The sequence below is a fragment of the Candidatus Borrelia undatumii genome (genome assembly GCF_020882015.2).
GTDB lineage: Bacteria > Spirochaetota > Spirochaetia > Borreliales > Borreliaceae > Borrelia.
Window position 1 is genome coordinate 820,004 of record NZ_CP086555.2, and the last position, 17,692, is coordinate 837,695.

At 35.3% G+C, this 17,692-nt stretch carries 21 protein-coding genes and 1 tRNA gene; 18 read left to right on the plus strand and 4 right to left on the minus strand.

Annotated elements, in window-relative coordinates:
• Positions 1 to 96 precede the first annotated feature (96 nt).
• Genes LKV13_RS03950 through flgF form a run of 3 tightly spaced genes read right to left on the minus strand, consistent with a single transcriptional unit; the run spans position 97 to position 2,396 of the window.
• Entirely contained in the window at positions 97 to 741 is a 645-nt protein-coding gene (locus LKV13_RS03950) for a hypothetical protein (protein ID WP_229089568.1), read from the minus strand.
• Entirely contained in the window at positions 738 to 1,535 is a 798-nt protein-coding gene (gene flgG, locus LKV13_RS03955; protein WP_229089571.1) for a flagellar basal-body rod protein FlgG, read from the minus strand. Before flgG ends, LKV13_RS03950 begins: the two co-directional genes overlap by 4 nt.
• Before the next feature lie 12 nt (positions 1,536 to 1,547).
• Entirely contained in the window at positions 1,548 to 2,396 is an 849-nt protein-coding gene (gene flgF, locus LKV13_RS03960; protein WP_229089573.1) for a flagellar basal-body rod protein FlgF, read from the minus strand.
• Positions 2,397 to 2,620: 224 nt separating this feature from the next.
• Here flgF and LKV13_RS03965 point away from each other — a divergent pair, with 224 nt between their 5' ends.
• The 18 genes from LKV13_RS03965 to LKV13_RS04050 all read left to right on the plus strand — a co-directional run bounded on the left by LKV13_RS03965 (position 2,621) and on the right by LKV13_RS04050 (position 17,063).
• Positions 2,621 to 3,154 carry a DUF2147 domain-containing protein gene (locus LKV13_RS03965; RefSeq protein ID WP_373464045.1) on the plus strand — a complete coding sequence of 178 codons (534 nt, stop codon included), beginning with the start codon at positions 2,621 to 2,623 and terminating at the stop codon, positions 3,152 to 3,154.
• 36 nt (positions 3,155 to 3,190) lie between these two features.
• The gene (locus LKV13_RS03970; protein WP_229089574.1) at positions 3,191 to 3,721 is read left to right on the plus strand and encodes an adenine phosphoribosyltransferase; all 531 of its coding nucleotides are present in this window, start codon (positions 3,191 to 3,193) and stop codon (positions 3,719 to 3,721) included.
• A 127-nt stretch (positions 3,722 to 3,848) separates the two neighbouring features.
• On the plus strand, positions 3,849 to 4,160 hold the full coding sequence (gene rplU / locus LKV13_RS03975) for a 50S ribosomal protein L21 (RefSeq protein WP_229089575.1): 312 nt from the start codon (positions 3,849 to 3,851) through the stop codon (positions 4,158 to 4,160).
• Positions 4,161 to 4,493: a ribosomal-processing cysteine protease Prp gene (locus LKV13_RS03980; RefSeq protein WP_306701186.1), complete on the plus strand. Its 333-nt coding sequence runs from the start codon at positions 4,161 to 4,163 to the stop codon at positions 4,491 to 4,493.
• On the plus strand, positions 4,480 to 4,725 hold the full coding sequence (gene rpmA, locus LKV13_RS03985; protein WP_229089577.1) for a 50S ribosomal protein L27: 246 nt from the start codon (positions 4,480 to 4,482) through the stop codon (positions 4,723 to 4,725). The genes LKV13_RS03980 and rpmA overlap by 14 nt, the downstream gene beginning before the upstream one ends.
• A 24-nt stretch (positions 4,726 to 4,749) precedes the next feature.
• Positions 4,750 to 5,742 carry a GTPase ObgE gene (obgE, locus tag LKV13_RS03990; protein ID WP_229089578.1) on the plus strand — a complete coding sequence of 331 codons (993 nt, stop codon included), beginning with the start codon at positions 4,750 to 4,752 and terminating at the stop codon, positions 5,740 to 5,742.
• Between the two features lie 63 nt (positions 5,743 to 5,805).
• Positions 5,806 to 6,372, plus strand: a complete 567-nt coding sequence (gene nadD, locus LKV13_RS03995) for a nicotinate (nicotinamide) nucleotide adenylyltransferase (protein WP_229089579.1) — start codon at positions 5,806 to 5,808, stop codon at positions 6,370 to 6,372.
• A 9-nt stretch (positions 6,373 to 6,381) separates the two neighbouring features.
• Positions 6,382 to 7,566 (plus strand): LCP family protein, encoded by a 1,185-nt coding sequence (locus LKV13_RS04000; RefSeq protein ID WP_229089580.1) that lies wholly within the window; start codon positions 6,382 to 6,384, stop codon positions 7,564 to 7,566.
• On the plus strand, positions 7,541 to 7,891 hold the full coding sequence (gene rsfS / locus LKV13_RS04005; RefSeq protein WP_229089745.1) for a ribosome silencing factor: 351 nt from the start codon (positions 7,541 to 7,543) through the stop codon (positions 7,889 to 7,891). The genes LKV13_RS04000 and rsfS overlap by 26 nt, the downstream gene beginning before the upstream one ends.
• Before the next feature lie 98 nt (positions 7,892 to 7,989).
• Complete coding sequence (gene spoVG / locus LKV13_RS04010; protein WP_229089581.1) at positions 7,990 to 8,280, plus strand: septation regulator SpoVG; 291 nt, start codon at positions 7,990 to 7,992, stop codon at positions 8,278 to 8,280.
• 65 nt (positions 8,281 to 8,345) lie between these two features.
• Positions 8,346 to 8,417, plus strand: a tRNA-Gln gene (locus tag LKV13_RS04015).
• Between the two features lie 15 nt (positions 8,418 to 8,432).
• Complete coding sequence (locus LKV13_RS04020; protein ID WP_229089582.1) at positions 8,433 to 8,978, plus strand: 50S ribosomal protein L25/general stress protein Ctc; 546 nt, start codon at positions 8,433 to 8,435, stop codon at positions 8,976 to 8,978.
• Positions 8,979 to 8,984: 6 nt separating this feature from the next.
• Positions 8,985 to 9,554 carry an aminoacyl-tRNA hydrolase gene (gene pth / locus LKV13_RS04025; RefSeq protein ID WP_229089583.1) on the plus strand — a complete coding sequence of 190 codons (570 nt, stop codon included), beginning with the start codon at positions 8,985 to 8,987 and terminating at the stop codon, positions 9,552 to 9,554.
• The gene (gene tilS, locus LKV13_RS04030; protein WP_229089584.1) at positions 9,554 to 10,870 is read left to right on the plus strand and encodes a tRNA lysidine(34) synthetase TilS; all 1,317 of its coding nucleotides are present in this window, start codon (positions 9,554 to 9,556) and stop codon (positions 10,868 to 10,870) included. Before pth ends, tilS begins: the two co-directional genes overlap by 1 nt.
• Entirely contained in the window at positions 10,867 to 12,771 is a 1,905-nt protein-coding gene (gene ftsH, locus LKV13_RS04035; RefSeq protein ID WP_229089585.1) for an ATP-dependent zinc metalloprotease FtsH, read from the plus strand. The genes tilS and ftsH overlap by 4 nt, the downstream gene beginning before the upstream one ends.
• A 22-nt stretch (positions 12,772 to 12,793) precedes the next feature.
• Complete coding sequence (locus LKV13_RS04040) at positions 12,794 to 14,269, plus strand: hypothetical protein (protein WP_229089586.1); 1,476 nt, start codon at positions 12,794 to 12,796, stop codon at positions 14,267 to 14,269.
• 16 nt (positions 14,270 to 14,285) lie between these two features.
• Positions 14,286 to 15,923, plus strand: a complete 1,638-nt coding sequence (locus tag LKV13_RS04045; RefSeq protein ID WP_229089587.1) for a S1C family serine protease — start codon at positions 14,286 to 14,288, stop codon at positions 15,921 to 15,923.
• A 24-nt stretch (positions 15,924 to 15,947) separates the two neighbouring features.
• On the plus strand, positions 15,948 to 17,063 hold the full coding sequence (locus LKV13_RS04050; RefSeq protein ID WP_229089588.1) for a thymidine kinase: 1,116 nt from the start codon (positions 15,948 to 15,950) through the stop codon (positions 17,061 to 17,063).
• Here the strand turns inward: LKV13_RS04050 and LKV13_RS04055 are convergent.
• Positions 17,060 to 17,677 carry a hypothetical protein gene (locus tag LKV13_RS04055; protein ID WP_229089589.1) on the minus strand — a complete coding sequence of 206 codons (618 nt, stop codon included), beginning with the start codon at positions 17,675 to 17,677 and terminating at the stop codon, positions 17,060 to 17,062. The genes LKV13_RS04050 and LKV13_RS04055 overlap by 4 nt on opposite strands.
• Positions 17,678 to 17,692 lie beyond the last annotated feature (15 nt).

Genomic DNA, 17,692 nt, shown 5'->3' on the forward strand with positions numbered 1-17,692 from the left:
TCTACCCTTATTTTAATATTATTGCAAATCCCGATAGCTTTTCAACTCTTACCCAAGACAGGTGGCGGGTTTATTAGCTCTTTTTCCTTTCTAGGGTTATTTCTGTTTTTGTATTTTATCTAATTTTATTCCGTCGTGCTTGTTTGTTTCATACAAGACTACATATCTGGCTCTATTTAGCTCGTTTAAGCTTAAGAATTCATTAGGTCTAGCTGTGTTTACTTTGTATTTAAAGTAAACATTGTCTTCATTTAGATATTTTCCAGCCTTTAGATTTTTTTTTGCAAATACAATTGGTTCTATTATGTCGATGTATAAATTTATCTTATTATGCCTTTTGTAATCTTCGAATTTTTTTGCATAATAGACCAAAGTCTTCTGAATGGGTATGTTTTTGTATGACTTACTCTTTATTACTCTAAACTTGGCATTTATAGAGAACCTGTTCTCTATACGAATCTCTGATTCGTCAAAACTGAACTGAAGTATGTAAATATTTTTATTTTTTAAATTTTTTGTAATATGGCTAATCATTGCAGATATTATTTGCTTTTGCTTAACACGCGAACCCACATACACTTGTGATGCATTGCTGCCACTACAAATCTTTGAATACCCCCTCGACAAGAAATACACACTGCTGGGGGATATTTCAAAACATGTGCCGTAAGGGACTGCTGCTTGCGCCAAATTCGCCGTAAAAAAATAGACAAATACAATTTTACTTACGTATGTCCTCACTGCCTTTTCAGGTTATTAGCAATACCCAGCATGTTATCTGAGGTTTGAATTGCCTTTGAGTTTATCTCATAAGCCCTTTGCGCTACAATCATTGTTACCATTTCTTCTGCAACTGATACATTTGACATCTCAAGGATTCCCTGCCTTATTCGACCCATTCCGTTGCTTCCAGGAGTTCCCGATATTTCTTCTCCAGAACCAATCGTTTCTTTAAACACATTACTTCCAATTGCAGTAAGACCTGCTGGATTTACAAATCTTGAAATTTCTATTTGCCCAAGCTCAACCGGATCCAAATCACCATCAATCTTTACCGATATTATCCCCTCTTGAGATATTGTAAGAGAGTCCTGAATATATTCTTCAGGAAAAGATATTTCGGGTAACAATCTATACCCTTGACTTGTTACAAGATCACCGTTTGCGTCTATCCTAAAAGAACCGTCTCTAGTGTACCCATAAGTTCCGTCTGGGAGAAGCATCTTATAAAAACCGTCGCCCTCAATTGCAACATCAGTGTTCAAATTGGTGGTCTTGAACTTCCCTTGTTCAAACATTCTATGTGTCGCTGATACCCTCGTCCCATGCCCAATTTGATTCCCAAGAGGCCTTACCGTGTCCTCGGTAGCAGGGGTTCCAGCTCTTTTTTGCGTTTGGTATATCAAATCTTCAAACTCGGCTCTCGTTTTCTTAAATCCCGTAGTGTTAACATTTGAAATATTATTAGCAACCGTGTCTATGTTATATTGCTGTGCCCTCATGCCACTGGCTGCTATCCATAGTGATCTCATCATAAAATAACTTCCTTAAAATTTTCCAATTTCATTAATCAACTTGCCAAGGAGCAAGTCTTCAGTTTGTATTGTCTTCTGATTCGCTTCATAAGCCCTATTAACCTCAATCATCGACACCATTTCGTTAACAGCATTTACATTAGACCCCTCCAGGGTACCAACTTCAATCTTGGGCCTTAACTCCGGAGCAATGGCTTCAGGAGGTCCCGATATTTCTGTGCTATTCCAGAGAGAATCACCCTGCTTTTTCAAAAACCTTGTCTTTTCAAAACTTACAACTTTTAGGCTATCGAGAAGCTCGTAATTTTCCCAAGAGTTTTCATGTTCGCTCACAAGCCTTTTAGGGTTAGCATGAAACGTTCCATTATGAAATATTTGACCTTGATCTGTTATTTTGAAGTTGTTGTCTTTTAGACGAATATATCCTTTCTCACCAATAACAGGGTAGCCGTCCTTTGTAACAAGTATACCCTCCTTTCCAAGCGTAAAAGAACCATTCCTTGTATATCTTTCTCCCTCCGGAGTTTGAACCACAAAAAATCCTTCACCAGTCAAAGCCATATCAAGGGGGTTACCCGTTGTCTTTAACGGACCCTGCTCGAAAGAGGTATATGTTTCATTTTCTTCAACTCCCGTTCCAAGCTTTCCAACAACTGGAGCTGTCTCGAGGTAGCCTTTAGAAAATCTGTAAAGACCATCATCGTTCAGTCTTCTAATCAACATTTCAGGGAAAGCCTTTTGGACAGATAAATCTCCCTTGTATCCTACAAGGTCAACGTTCGCCAAGTTGTTAGCAACAACCTCAAGCCTGTGCCTTTGCGCCACCATCCCACTAGCGGCAGTGTAAATACCCCTCACCACATCAAACCCCCCTGACTTATATTCCTTGGAACCAATTTTATCATCAAAACCCAGATATATCAATTTAATTTTTGACCTATGGTATTTAATAACTAATTTGCTTTGAGCAGGGTTGAACAAGCGGGTTTTATTGTTTATCGCTTGGAGTCATAAATTTTTGAAAAAGTGTAAAATAGTATGTATAATTCCCTTAGCTGTCTGTTCGATTTGGGGGTTGGTGTGTGATTGGAAAAGCTTTATCGGTTGCTTTTTTGTTTTGTCTTCTGTCTTTCGCATTCTCAGAGCCTGGAGACGCTGAAAATGTGAAAGGTGGCGGAGAGGTTTTGGGATATTGGGTTGGGTATGATGAGGTTACGAACGTTAAAAACTCTGTAATTTATGTGTATAAGTACGATGGTAAGGTGTACGGTAGAATAATGAACGTTGTAAGGGAGGGGAGGGTGTATGATGTTAATAATCCTTCAGGTACTAGGGTTGTGGGGTTTGATCATTTGGGGATTGAGGGTCTTGATTTTATGTGGGGGCTTGAATATTTTCCCAACCATGAAAAATGGGATCGAGGCAAGATAATTGACCCTAAAAATGGCAAGGTTTACGGTTCTGAGATGAGGGTAGATCCGAAGACAGGTGATCTTGTTACCAGGGGTAAGGTTTGGGTTTTTGGTAGGACTAAGGTTTGGAAAAGAGCTGTGGAGAATGAAATACCGAGATCGGATGTGGGGGAATTGGTGCCAAATCCTCCTGTAGTAGGGCAGTGATATTGGGATTTTAGTTTAATCTTTAGGAAGACTTAAGTGAAAGATAGGACTGGATACTATGATAGGTTTATTTTAAGAGTGCCCGACTTTCCGAGGCAGGGTATACTTTTTTATGACATTACTGGTGTTTTATTAAAGACTGAGGCTTATGAGTCTTTGATTGAGGATGCGTATGCCTTTTATTCGTTAAGACGGATTGATTGTGTTGCGGCTATTGAATCGAGGGGGTATCTTGTTGGGTCTCCCTTAGCCCTAAGAATGAGGGTGCCTCTTTTGCTGATTAGAAAGGGGGGTAAACTTCCAAGGGAAGTTTTAAGAGAGGAATATGAGCTTGAATATGGATCTAGTAGCATTGAGATACATAAGGGTGATGTTAAAAAGCATTCAAATATTTTGCTGGTAGATGATATTTTGGCTACTGGGGGTACATTGAAAGCGGCGGCCATGTTACTTGAAAAAGCTGGTGGGGTAGTGTCTGACATATTTTGTTTCATTGAACTTATGGGGATTAATGGTAGGGGTGCTTTAAGAGAATATAATATCAATTCTCTTGTCAGGTATCCCTGATTTATTTGATGCAGAGAATCTGTATTCTGTATCTACGTTGGGTATTTAATTGGTTTGCTCTGAAGGTGATTGACTTTAATTTTTGTTAATTTTATAATACCCACCTGGGTATCAAGGGGTGGTTGCGATGTATGCATTGTTAGACATAAAGGGGAAGCAGTATAAGGCTGTTGTGGGTGAGGTTTTAAAGATAGATAGAATTGAGTCCGGTGAGGGGGGGAGAGTGGACTTTGAAGGTGTGATGCTTGTAAGTATAGATGGGGATGTGAAGATAGGGAGGCCTTATATTTTGGGTTCTTGTGTTAAATGCACTTATCTGGAAGATAGGAAGGATAAGAAGGTTGTTTCTTACAGATATAGAAGGAGAAAGTCTAGTGAGCGGAAGGTTGGGCATAGGCAAGTTTATTCTTATGTATTGGTTAATGATATTATTTGTTAGGTGATTAATGTTTTAATCAGGACTCGGAATGGTGTGGTTGTTTACATTTTGGCTAATGGTCATGCTGAGAGGGTTGAATGTGTTAATGTGGTTTGCTCGTCTTTTTCTTTTATTTTAAGAACGTTTTTGAGTGTTCTTGATTGCGGGAAAGAGGACTTTGTTGTTGATAATGCTTTAAAGGGTTATTTGGAATTTAGGTCTTCTTTTAAGGATTTAAGTAGGATGAGCCTTTTCTATTATTCCTCTTTTTTGATTAGGGGAGTAGGGGATTTGTGTGTCGAATATCCTTGTGATATTAGGTTAGTTTTGGAGGAAATTGATGGCAACAAGTAAAAGTGGTGGTAGTTCCAAGAATGGAAGAGATTCTGTATCTAAAAGACTTGGTGTTAAGAAGAGCGGTGGACAATTTGTTAGAGCGGGAGAGATCATTGTAAGGCAGCGGGGCACTAGGTTCCATAAGGGAAAGAATTCTGGACTAGGTAGGGATTATACAATATTTGCGTTAAGGGATGGAGTGGTAGAGTTTAAGACATCTAGAGGCCGGAAGTATGTAAATGTTGTTTGATGTTTAAGTGATTTGGGGCTAATTTTGCGTACGTTTAGGGATTCTCTATGTATAACCGTTTCTTCGGGTAATGGGGGGGCTGGTTGTGTTTCTTTTTTGCGTGAGAGATTTAGGGCTAAGGGGGGTCCTGATGGAGGAGATGGAGGAAGAGGGGGTGATGTAGTTTTTAGGACTAAAGATAACCTTAAGGCCTTATCTCTTTACAAGAATGGACAGAGATTTGCTGCCGGGGATGGTAGGCCTGGGATGGGATCTCAGAAGAATGGAGCGGCAGGGGAGGATTTGATTTTTTTTGTTCCTCCAAATACTTGTATCCGGGATTCTGCCACGGGATCTGTCTTATATGAGCTTCGAAATTTTGATGATGAATTTATTGTTTTAAAGGGTGGCAGGGGGGGACTTGGGAATTCAAATTTTAAGAGTTCTGCAAGACGAGCGCCGAGGTACGCTCAACCTGGAGAAGTGGGTTCTACTTTAAGACTTAGTCTTGAATTATCTTTAGTAGCTGATATTGGGCTTGTCGGGCTTCCTAACTCGGGCAAGTCTTCGCTTATTACTAGAGTAACTTCTTCAGGATCAAAGGTTGCGGATTATCCTTTTACTACTAAAGTGCCGCATCTTGGCGTTCTTAAGGATGCGTTTTATGATTTGGTGATAGCCGATGTCCCTGGAATCATTGAAGGCGCAAGTCGAGGCGCGGGGCTTGGATCTAAGTTTTTAAGACATATTTCAAAAACGGCTGGCTTGGTTTTTTTGATTGATGCATCTAGAGATGACCTTTTGAATGACTATCGTATTCTTGTTAAAGAACTTGAGGCATATGGAGCAGGTCTTTTAGAAAAAAGACGCATGATTGTTGCCAATAAACTTGATTTAGAGGGTGCAGGCGAAAAGTTTGAGCAGTTGAAAAAAAATTTGGATGGCGAAAAAATTTTGGGGATTTCTATCTATGAAAACAAAGGTATAGAAGAACTTATTAAGGAATTTTTTGTTTTGATAGAAAGTAAGCATAGTTGATTCTTATTTGTTTTAGGAATTAATTTCCATCCTTTTCAAAATTGATTATTTAGTTGGAGATCTATGAAGATAGCGGTGTTGGGCGGTACCTATAATCCTGTACATATTGGGCATATGTTCCTAGCAAAGGAGATAGAACATTGCTTGAATGTCAATAAAGTGGTGTTTATTCCCGCGCATAAGCCCGTTCACAAGATTGTGGCAGGAAATGTGAGTATCAAAGACAGAGTTGCAATGCTTGAATTGGCAATACAAAACGAGAGTAATATGCTTATAGATGAATGTGACATAGTAAATGGGGGGATAACCTATACTATTGATACTATTAATTGTATTAAAAAGAAATATGTTCATGATGAGATTTATTTAGTTATTGGTGATGATCTTTTCGAAAATTTTGCTTTATGGAAAAATCCAAAGGAAATAACAGAATCTATTAATCTTGTAGTGGTTCACAGGATATATAAAGAAGAGATTGTTAGCCTTTTTAAACATACCTATATCGATAATAAAATTTTTCCTATTTCTTCCTCGGAGATTAGAGATAGGATTAAAAATCGTTTGCCTGTTGATTATTTGCTTCCCTTTGATGTTTTAAGGTATATTAAAGATAACAGCTTATATGTTTAAGGTAGTTAATTGAAAAAAGAACTGTTTTTTTTGATTTTGATCTTTTTAGTGGTTCTTGGTGTTGTAATTTTTTTTATTGATAGTTCTAAAAAAGAACAGGTGTATTTTGAGTTAAACACTAAGAGTAATATTAGTTTTTTCCTCTTGGTAGAAAATGATGTAGGCAATCTTTTAAGTATGCAGGGGATTTTTATTAATATAAAAACCGGAAATGTTGGATTTTTAGATATCCCTATTTATACAGGCTACGAAGATTTAAAAGGTAATGTATCTTGGTTTGAAAATTTATATGAAACAAACAGACTTGATGAATTTTTGGCTAAAGTATGTAGACAGTTAAATCATGAGCCTGATTATTATATTCGTTTTAAAAAGGATGCTTTTGTAAAATTTGTTGACTATCTTGGCGGGGTGCGTCTTCTTGTTCAAAGACCTGTTAAGGTATACAGTGCGAAGAGTTCTATTTTAATACCCTCTGGTAATTCTGTTTTTGATGGGGATAAAGCGTATGATTATTTGAGTTATTTTAAGGATATTAGTTATTTTGGTGAAAGATTTGAGTTCTTTAAAGAGTTTTTCAAGAAGGTGATTTTACAATTTGAAGAATTGGAAGAGCCTCACGAAGATCTTTCTAGAATGTATTTTATGTTAGATACCAATCTTTCCGAGACTGTATTTAAGTACATTTTTACCAATTACAAAATAAACAGTGAAAAATTTATCTTTGTTAACATTAAGGGACAAGAAGAAACATTTAGGAGCGATGATAATAGTACAATAAAGGTTGTTTTTCCCTATTATGGGGGGGCGGTTCTTAAAGAATCAATAGATAAATTGAATAAGGACTTAATAAGTGAAAATAGAAATGAAGAGTCAATAAAAATTATTGTATTAAATGGTACTAGAATTTCTGGTCTTGCAAGAAAGGCGGCTAATATTTTTCAGTCTTTGGGATTTAATACTATAAAGTTTGCAAATGCAGATAGAGACAGTTATTCTAACACGTTAGTGATAAACAATTCAGATAATTTGGAATTAGCTATGAAGGTAGGAGATGTAATTAGAGCAATGAATGTTAAACCGATTTCTGAATTTCGTACAGATATATTGGGGCTTGATGGATCTGCTATAAGTCCTGATGTAATAGTTATTTTGGGGGATGATTTTGATGGGAGGTATGTTAAGCATAGATGATGTTAAGGGGCTATGCAGAGTAATATCTGATTTTGATGGCATTGATGTGTTAGGTATTGATGTTAGTTCTGTTTGTAATTGGGCAGATTTTTTTATTATTGTGTCGTGTCCGTCGTTCAAACATATGGAGTCCTTGTATTCTGAGGGGTTAGTTAATTTTTTTGATGAAAAAGGTTTTAATTATTGTATTCAGGGTAAGGGTTTTATTTATGATTGGACGATTGTTTCATGCGAAAATTTAATCGTGCATTTGATGAGCGATAAGGCTAGGGCGTATTATGAGCTTGAAAAGCTATGGAGTGGTGGGAGGGTTGTCTACTCATAAGGGTATTTAATTAAAAAAGATAAAAATATCGCAAAAATTATTTACAAAAAATTAAAAATATTCTAGATTTAGAACATGTATTTTAGGGAGGCTTAGAGGTGAATATCACAGATATAAGAATTAGGAAAGTTGATAATAAAAATCCCGGTTCTAAGTTATTGGCTTATGTTACAGTTACTTTTGACGATTGTTTGGTCCTTCACAACATTAGGGTTATTAGGGGACAGAAAGGTGTTTTTATTGTCATGCCTAACAGAAGAACTAAAGTGGGAGAATACAAGGATATTGTACACCCTATTAATCAAAATTTTAGAGAAATTTTGCAAACTTCTATTTTTAAAGAATATGTGAAGGAAAATCCTTCAAATCTTGAACTTGAATTGAGTTAATGTAACCTTATTGACAAAGAGTATTGTATTTTGTATGCTTTTGACTTGTTGTTAATTTGAGTATTTGGGACGTCGACAAGTGGTAAGTCAACTGGTTTTGGTCCAGTCATTCGAGGGTTCGAATCCTTCCGTCCCAGTGTTTAGGAGTTTTTGTGGATAGCAGAGTTTTAAATTGCGAGAGACGGTTAGATTTTGGTTCTTCTTGTGCTCGTAGGTTGAGATTAAAGCATGAGATACCGGCTGTTGTTTATGGGGGGAGGAGTGGTGTTGTTCATATAAAGGTTAAGAGTATTGAGTTTGGCAAGAAGTTTGGTAAGTTTACGGATAATACTGTTTTAATTTTAAGAGATGGAGATGTTGATAGGTGTGTTTTTATTAAGAGTGTTGATGAAAATCTTACTGGGAAGCTTATCTATCATATTGATTTTTATGAGGTTGATAGGGAGCTTGATGTTGAGAGGGATGTTGAGATTAGATTTGTTGGAGCCTCTATTGGTGTTAAAGAAGGTGGGGTTTTGAGTGTGGTTAAGAACAGGGTTAGAGTTAGATCTTTACCTTTGGAGTTGCCTCAATTTATTGAGGTGGATTTATCCCCTGTTAAGAGAGGAGATCAGATAACTTTTGGGGATATTGCACTCCCTGATAAGGTTAAGCTTTCTGAGGAGAATGATAGTTTGGTTGTTTTGCTTGTGAAATAGGGAATTGTGGGTTTGTTAGTAGTTGGACTGGGGAACCCTGGGCCTGATTTTTTTCGTACTAGACACAATGTTGGTTCTGATCTTGTGGATAGGTTAGTTTTAAAGCACCGCCTTTCGTTGAGTAGAGCTGAGGGGTATGGGTATTCTGTTTTTAATTGCGAAGGCAGGAGGGTGGTTTTTGTTAAGCCTCTGACTTATATGAATTTAAGTGGTAGTGTCTTTCCTTCTGTTCTTTCCAGGTTTTCTGCAAAGATATCTGATTTGTTAGTCATAGTTGATAATGTTGATTTGCCTTTGGGGAGGTGTAAGCTTAGGAGAGTGGGAGGAGTTTCCACCCATAATGGGCTTAGATCTATTTCTGAGAGACTTGGAAGCACAAGATATAGCAGGCTTTACATTGGTGTCGGGAATAATAGTGAGGGTGGTAGTCTGAGGGATTTTGTACTTTCAAAATTTAGCGATAATGAAATAAAATGCGTTGAGAACGTATTTAGTTTTTTAGGCGAAGAGATATTAAGTATTGATGAGTTTAATTTTGAAGATAAAGTTAGAAGGATTAATTCCAGTAGTTTTTGATGTTTTGGAACAATATAAAGGAAAGGATAGAAAGTTTTTATGCAAAGAATAAGCTGAATAGAGGGAGGGTGATTGTTGCTTTCTCGGGAGGCGCAGACTCTACTGCTTTGTTGTTAAACTTGAGAGAGTATTTGAATAATGATATCGTGGCGCTTTATTTTGCGCATTACATAAGGCCGGAGTGGGAACAGAGTAGGGAATTAGATCACATAGAAAGGTTTTGTAATTTTTACGGCATTTCTTTTCAAATAAAACACTGCAGTGTTGATATAAAGAAGGAAGCCAGAGGGCTTCGTATGTCTGTTGAGGAGCTTGCTAGAAAGTATAGGTATGATGCTTTCCTGGAAGCTTTAAGAGAAAATGAGGCTATCTATGTTGCTCTTGCACATAATAGGGGGGATCAATTCGAAACTTTAGTTATGAGGTTTTTTCAAGGTTCTTTCCTAGATGGGCTTGCTGGCATTCCAATCGTTAATGGAAGTATCATTAGGCCTTTGCTTGATGTGTCCAGAGAAGAGATCGAGGAGTTTCTTTCCTTAAATAAGATTGTTTGTTCCGTTGATAGCACCAATGGTGAGGATTTACATTTAAGGAACAAGATTAGAAATAAGCTAATTCCCGTTGTTGATGAGATTTTTGAAGGATACCAGAAAAGTTTGAAGAGGGTATCTGAATTTTCGATCGAATTTGTGTCTTTTTTTGACAAAAGTAACTTTTTGCCCTTCAGCAAGGGTAATTATTATTATTCTTTTGATGCTGTTGTGTTCTTTGAGTTACCTAGGTATTTAGTTTTTAGGACTATTTTTAAGATTTTAAATTTAGAAGGAATTGTCTTAAATGTATCATATGGAGCCCTTGGAGAGATTTTTAAAGTAGATTTCCTTAAAAAGAAGAGTGTAATCTTGTTAAGAAATAGTTATTTTTTTTTGGAAAAGCGTAAAGACAGGGTCAATCTCGTGTTTAGACGGGTTGAAGATTTGTATGAACCTTTTGATTTTATCTTGAAACTTAATGAGCATTATAGTTTATCTTTGGGTAAGATTTTGTTAGAATGCTTAGAGTGTGAAGATAGTTCCATATTGGAATTGAGATTCTGCTCTTATGAATTTAAGTATAGATTTTTTAAGAATAAGCTTTGTGCAAAGAGGTTCTTTTCTAGGTTTGTAAGATATAATCCTCTCTATTTAATGTTATTGGTATTAAAAAGTAAGGTAGTTGGAATTATTAATTTAAATACTTTAGACTTAGTGTGGAGTGACAAGAGTATTCTTAAGAAAATTAATATATCTTTGATTGGAGGATTTTTAGAAGAATGAATATTAACAATAACAATTTGAACAATGGCAAATCTAATAATAAAAAGAAAAATAAAAATTGGATATTGGGTCTTGTTATAGTCTTCTTAATTTTAGCTATATTCATGTCTTACTTTATGAGAGGAGGGGAAACATACAGGAATGTTCCTTATAGTACATTCCAGACTTATCTAGATAGTGGGTTAATTGAATCTGTTATTATAATTGATAAGAGTCAGATTCAGTTTGTTGTCAAGAATTCGAACTTGGGAAAATCTTACTTCTCGACTAGCATACCTTATTTGGACATAAATTTGCTTGCCGAACTTAGGAATAAAAAGGTTGAGGTGAGTTCTGGTAAGAGTCAAGCATCCTTAATTAGTGTGCTTCTTCAAGCTTTGCCATGGGTGTTGTTTTTTATCTTTTTCTTCTTTATTTTTCGTCAAACTCAAGGAGGAGGGGGAAAGGTTTTTTCATTTGGGAAGAGCAATGCCCAAAAATATGAGGCAGGCAAAAACAAGGTTACTTTTAAGGATGTGGCTGGACAAGAGGAAGCCAAGCAGGAGCTTAATGAGGTTGTAGAATTCCTTAAGAACCCTAAAAAGTTTGAAAAGATAGGTGCAAGAATACCAAAGGGCGTCCTTTTGGTTGGGTCTCCCGGGACGGGGAAGACTTTGCTTGCTAAGGCTGTTGCTGGGGAGGCTGGTGTAAATTTTTTCCATATGTCGGGTTCTGATTTTGTTGAAATGTTTGTGGGTGTTGGAGCAAGTCGTGTCAGAGATTTGTTTGATAATGCTAGAAAGAATTCCCCCTGTATCATATTTATTGATGAGCTTGATGCTGTTGGGAGGAGCCGGGGGGCGGGTCTTGGTGGTGGACATGATGAGAGGGAGCAGACTCTTAACCAGCTATTGGTTGAAATGGATGGATTTGGAACATATACTAATGTGATTGTAATGGCGGCAACAAATAGACCTGATGTGCTTGATTCTGCTCTGCTGAGACCTGGAAGATTTGACAGACAGGTAACGGTTACTCTCCCGGATATTAAGGAAAGGGAAGCGATACTAAATATTCATGCTCAGAAGACTAAGCTTTCAAATGATATTAATTTACAGGTAATAGCAAGAGCAACTCCTGGGGCTAGTGGTGCTGATCTTGCAAATTTGATTAATGAAGGGGCTTTAATTGCTGCAAGGAATAATCAATCTGAAATTTTAATGAAGGATTTAGAGGAAGCTAGGGATAAGATATTAATGGGTGTTGCTAAGAAATCTATGACCATTACTGATAGACAAAAACTTGAGACGGCTTATCACGAGGCGGGGCATGCATTGCTTCATTATTATCTTGAACATGCCGATCCCCTACATAAGGTTACTATTATTCCTAGAGGTAGAGCACTTGGTGTAGCTTTTTCTCTTCCTAAAGAGGATAGGCTTTCAATTAATAAGCATCAAATCCTTGACAAAATCAAGATATGTTATGGTGGTTATGCCAGTGAGCAGATTAATTTAGGTTTTACTACGGCTGGCGTACAAAATGACTTAATGCAAGCCACTAATTTGGCAAAAAAGATGGTTACGGAATGGGGGATGGGGGAAGATGTAGGTCCAATATTTTTAGTTGATGACGATGCACCTATTTTTCTTCCGAAAGAATTTTCTAAATCAAAAGCATATTCTGAGAATACTGCGGATAGGGTAGACAGGGAAGTTAAGAAGATTTTAGAGGGGTGTTTAAGAGAAGCTTCAGATATTTTGATTAAACATAAAGATCAGTTAGTTAAACTAGCAGAGGCTTTGGTTTTAAGAGAGACTTTGACAGATATTGAAGTAAGGGAGCTTTTGGGATTTGATATGGCTGAAGATAGTCAAGAACAAAGTTTAGAAAAGACTCAACTTGAGATAGCTAATGGATAAATAGGATTTTTAAGGTGTTCGTATGAATTTCTTGAAGATTTTTCTTCTTTTGCCTCTAGTAAACTTAAATGCTTTCTTAAGTAAAGGAGATAGGGATGTGTCAAGAATCCTTCTTAATGAGGCTAAAAGTTTTGCAGGTACTCAAAGAGGGATTGATATGGTGTATGGTTCACTTGATTTTGATTTGAGAAACTCGGATGCTCTTTATGAACTTTCATTGAGGGATGATATTGCATTGCTAGATAGAATTTATTTACTAAAGTCTGCGATGGATATTAATAATTTTGAATCTGTTAAATCTAAGGATTTGTATTATCAATATTTTTCCCTGATTCTACGGCAGAATGAAGATATTTCTAGGAATAGAGAAATTATTGTTCTATACGATAAGCTGGATAGTGATTTAAAGAATGATAGAGATTTGATTTATATGAGACTTGAAGCTTCAAGCAGGCTTGGTGATTTTGATGAGAGTTTTGATGAAATTTTAGTAACTTCTTTTGCGGCATATAGTGATGATTTTAAGTTTTTTAAATGGTTTTTAAAGGAAAATAAATTTTTCCCAAGTCTGTTTAATAAACTAAAATCAAAAGAAGATTCTTTTTTTGATCGTGATAATATTGACTACATTTGCAGGAACGTAGAGCTGAATGAATCTAATTCTGTTGCTTTGTTTTCTCTTTTGAAGGCTAGGAGTAAGAAATTAAATGGGGTCCAGAGTATTTATTTATTAAAATATAGGCTTTTGACTTCTGATGAGGCTTACTTACACTTTAAGGAAGATCCCCCAAAGACTATAGATGAATACAAGATGTTTTATGAACTATTGTCGGATCCTGAGATCAGAAAGGAATTCTTGAGTCATTATCAAAATTTATCTGGTATGTATTTTGTTGACAATAAGAACGGTGCTGCTGTGTTTGATAGTGGTACTTTGGTAGGCTTTTTTTCAAAAATAGTAGATTATTCTTCGAAATTGAGTAAGGAAGAAGAGTACTTTAATAAAGTTTATTTTAAGAATAAGGCTCCTGTTTATTATGAAAATAATTTATTTGGTTACAAGATTATCTATTCTGTTTATCCTTATGTAAGCATGATTGAGTTTGATTATTCCGACAAAAAAGAGATATATACCTTTGCTTTAAATTCCTTTAAATATGAAATTTTTAATAATTTTATTTATAACGTAGATTATATAGGGATTAATGAATTTTTGATGACTGATGTTTTAGAAATTTTTCTTCCCAGTATTTTGAATCTAAATCTCAGGAGAGTTTCTGTTGCAAGGTTTAAGGAAAATTTGATAGAGAAGCAAATATTGAGTAATAATGAGGTTGTTGAAGTTAGGCGTTATAGAGTTGGTGATTTGATTTCAATTCATAGGAAAGTTAATGGGTCTAGGAAGTTTAACTATGTTGAAATTTACGATGGAGGGGAAATAAAAGCTAAAAGGGTTATTCCAGATGATAGTCATGCTGTGTACCGTTATATTGATTAGCTTTTAAGAACTATTAATGCATAAGAAATTTTTTCTTGTTATCATGTTAATTTTTTCGTGCAAGTTAATAAGGGAAATAGATGATAAGCAGATTTATTATCTACCATCTGAAAATATAAATAATCATATTAAGAATAAGGATTTTGAGATTGCGCTTTCTAGTTTTTATAATCTGAAGAACGGTGGCTTTGAAATTGATCAAGATATTTTAGACTTGAAGGACAAGGCTTTATCTGGGATTGAGAGCGAATATTTGAGTCTCTATCAAAAAGGAGAGTACGATAAGGCGCTTTATAAGCTTGAAACTTTAAATTCTTTTGGGATTATGCTTAATGAGAATAAGGAACGACTAATTTTAAGACATCTTGAAAGTGTGGAGCATAGAGATCCAATGCTTGCAAGTTTTTTTGCAAAGCATTATTTGTTTGACAATACTTTTGGTTCTTTAAAAGATTTTATTGTTAAGGAAGAATCTCCTTCAAGAAATGTATTACTTAATACATCTGTTTTAACAGTCTGGGTCGATATGGGCGCCAAACTGCTAAATGGAAACATGATTCCAAATGTTGCTTTGGGAACAGCTTTTGTTATTGATAAACTTAAAGGCTATGCTTTGACTAATTATCATGTAATTAGTTCTCAGGTTGATAAGGATCATAGTGGAGTTTCAAGTCTTTATGTCAGACTTCCCAGGGGTAGGGGAGAGAAGCTCCCTGCAAGGGTGGTTGCGTATTCTCATGAGATGGATCTGGCTTTAATTGAGGTTGCTTTTAAAGTAGAGAATCAATTTAATTTAAATTACCCTTTAGATATTAATATTGGAGATAAGATTTATGCAATGGGTTCTCCTATGGGATTTGAGAAGACTATTACATCAGGGATAATATCTGGGAAGAATAGGGATTTATTGCCTGTTGGTGACTCTTATCAAATTGATGCTGCTATTAATCAGGGGAATTCTGGTGGCCCTGTGGTAAATGAATCTGGAGAATTTATTGGGATTACATTTGCTGGAATTTTGCATACTCAAGGTCTTAATTTCGTTATACCTTCAAAATGGGTTTTAAAGGTGTTGCCCTTTATGTATGAGGGGGGGCGCTTAAGAAATCAATGGTTGGGTTTGATATTTTCTGAAAGTTTAGGAAAATTGGAAGTATCATATGTAGCACCTAATTCTCCTGCAGATATTGGTGGAATAAGAATTGGAGATTCCATCCTTGGTGTTGATTCTTTAAAGTTTGAAAGTTTAAGAGAACTTCAGTATTATATCTTACAAAGAAAATCTATGGTAAAAGTTTCTTACACAAGAGATAATAAAAATTATGAAGTTTATCTTTATCCGCAGGAAAGACCAGAGGATATTATTGAATGTATTTTAAAGTTAGATTCTTTAAAGAATTTAATGGGAGCTTTTTTGGGGTTAGGTTTGAATTTAGTTTCTCAAAGAAAGTATAGAGTTACTAAAGTGTTTTCCAATAAAATAGGAAGCGAGCTTAATTTTAAGGTAAATGATGAGATTTTTATTTACGATTTTAAATATATTAAAAATAAGAGAGTGTTTGTTTTATTGCTTTATACTAAAAAGCTATTTGCGGGGTATTTAGGATCCCCCTTACAGCTTATTATTCCATTTGATTCTCTTGCATTTGTATGAAAATCTTTTTTAAAGTAGTTGGTGATGAATTTTTATCCGAATTTTGCTAGTGGGGAAAGGGATTCCAGGCTGGATAATATGATCTCTGTTAGTCATTTTGATTTTAGAAGTAATCTAAATCTTATGCTTGTAATTGGGCCTATGGGTAGTGGAAAGACAGAATATGCGGCCAGAATTTATAAGGACTCTCTTATTATTAAGAGTAAATCTTTAAAAATTTTAGATTCTATAACTAAAGGGAATAGGAATAGAGCTAATGTGTTTTTTATCAGAAATATCCTTGATAGGAAAAGGTTTAAAGATTATCCAGAGAATGTTATTCCTTATAGAGGAGGTGTGATTGATAGTATTAGTAACATTGGGTGTTCTAGCAACTCTTTTGATGTTGAAAAAATAATAGAGGACAACTTTCAGCATGGGACTTTTATTATCGATGAGGCTTGTTTTTACGAAGAACGCTTGGTTTTTGTTTTAAATAGGCTCGCCCTAAACCTGGATATTTTATTTGTGTTGCCTACGTTAATTTATAATTTTAGAAAAGAGATTTTTAATAATACTGCTAAACTTTTAATAGAATACGCGAACAGAATTTGTAGTATTGGTGCTTATTGTGAGCATGATAACTGCATGGATGAATCTTTTTTAACATACAGATATTATTTTTACAGAGGACAAGAAATAGCTGCTCCTTACTTCGATCCTCTGTTGATTGTTGGTGGAGATGAGATTGTTGAGTCTGCTATTTATCCAAATTATGCTACAAGGTGCGCTAAACATCATTATCTCGTGGGTAGAGAATATTTTTTCACGGTTCTTAAGCCTTTTGCATTGCTATATGCTCAAGGTGATAAAGAATCACTTGAAAAAGAAATATTGTGTTTAAATAGCGGTAAATGTAGTCCAAACTTTGAAAATTCGCTTTTAATTGAATCTAGAGGTAAAAGCGAGGTTGAAGTTTTAAAGAACTTATTTAAACTACCTTTTTTGGCTGAAAGGGCTTTAATTACGCTTGCATTGGAATATAATATCCTCAGTAAGGGTGACTTTAAAGAACTTGTTGACACGTTCTCTCTCAATAGGGGCTATATTCAAAAAATATTAGCTTCAAAAGAACATAAAGGGAATTTTAATATCACCTAGTAGTAATTTGGTCTTGATTTGAAGAAATTCTTTGTTTTTTCAATCCGCAACAGTTCTTTTTTAATTATGTCGTGGTAGTCAAGTTTTTTAGTTTCAATTCTGTGATGCTCTTCTTCCCAGTTTGTTATCCCATCACCTTGTATTTTGATAGATTTATATTTTTTTAGCTCTTTATGGAGTTTTAAAGCATCTTCGTAATAAGCGACAGATATTTTGTAAAAATTAGTGGCTTTATTTAAGTTTTCAAGAATTCCATCCTTTTTTGGGGTTTTATAAAAATGAACATATCTTGTGTCAAATAAGTCACCCAAATGCAGATATTGCTTAACAAGAAGTAGGTTTACGTGCATTTTAAATAAGAGTTTGTATTTTTCCCATTCTTCTCTTGTTTCCACTTTTGCTAGAGAGTATATTGGATTTCCGAATGGAGACTTTAGCGCATTTTTTAAAAAGAATATATTCCTTTTAAAATTTTGGGGTTTGTTTTTCATTTGTGTGTTAAGTATGACATACCACTGTTCGGCGTAGAAAAATTTTGATGATGCATTCGCACTGACCGTAAAGAACATTAAAAATATAAATAAGCTTAAGGTGAAAAAACTTTTGTAATACATTCCTGATTCCTTTCT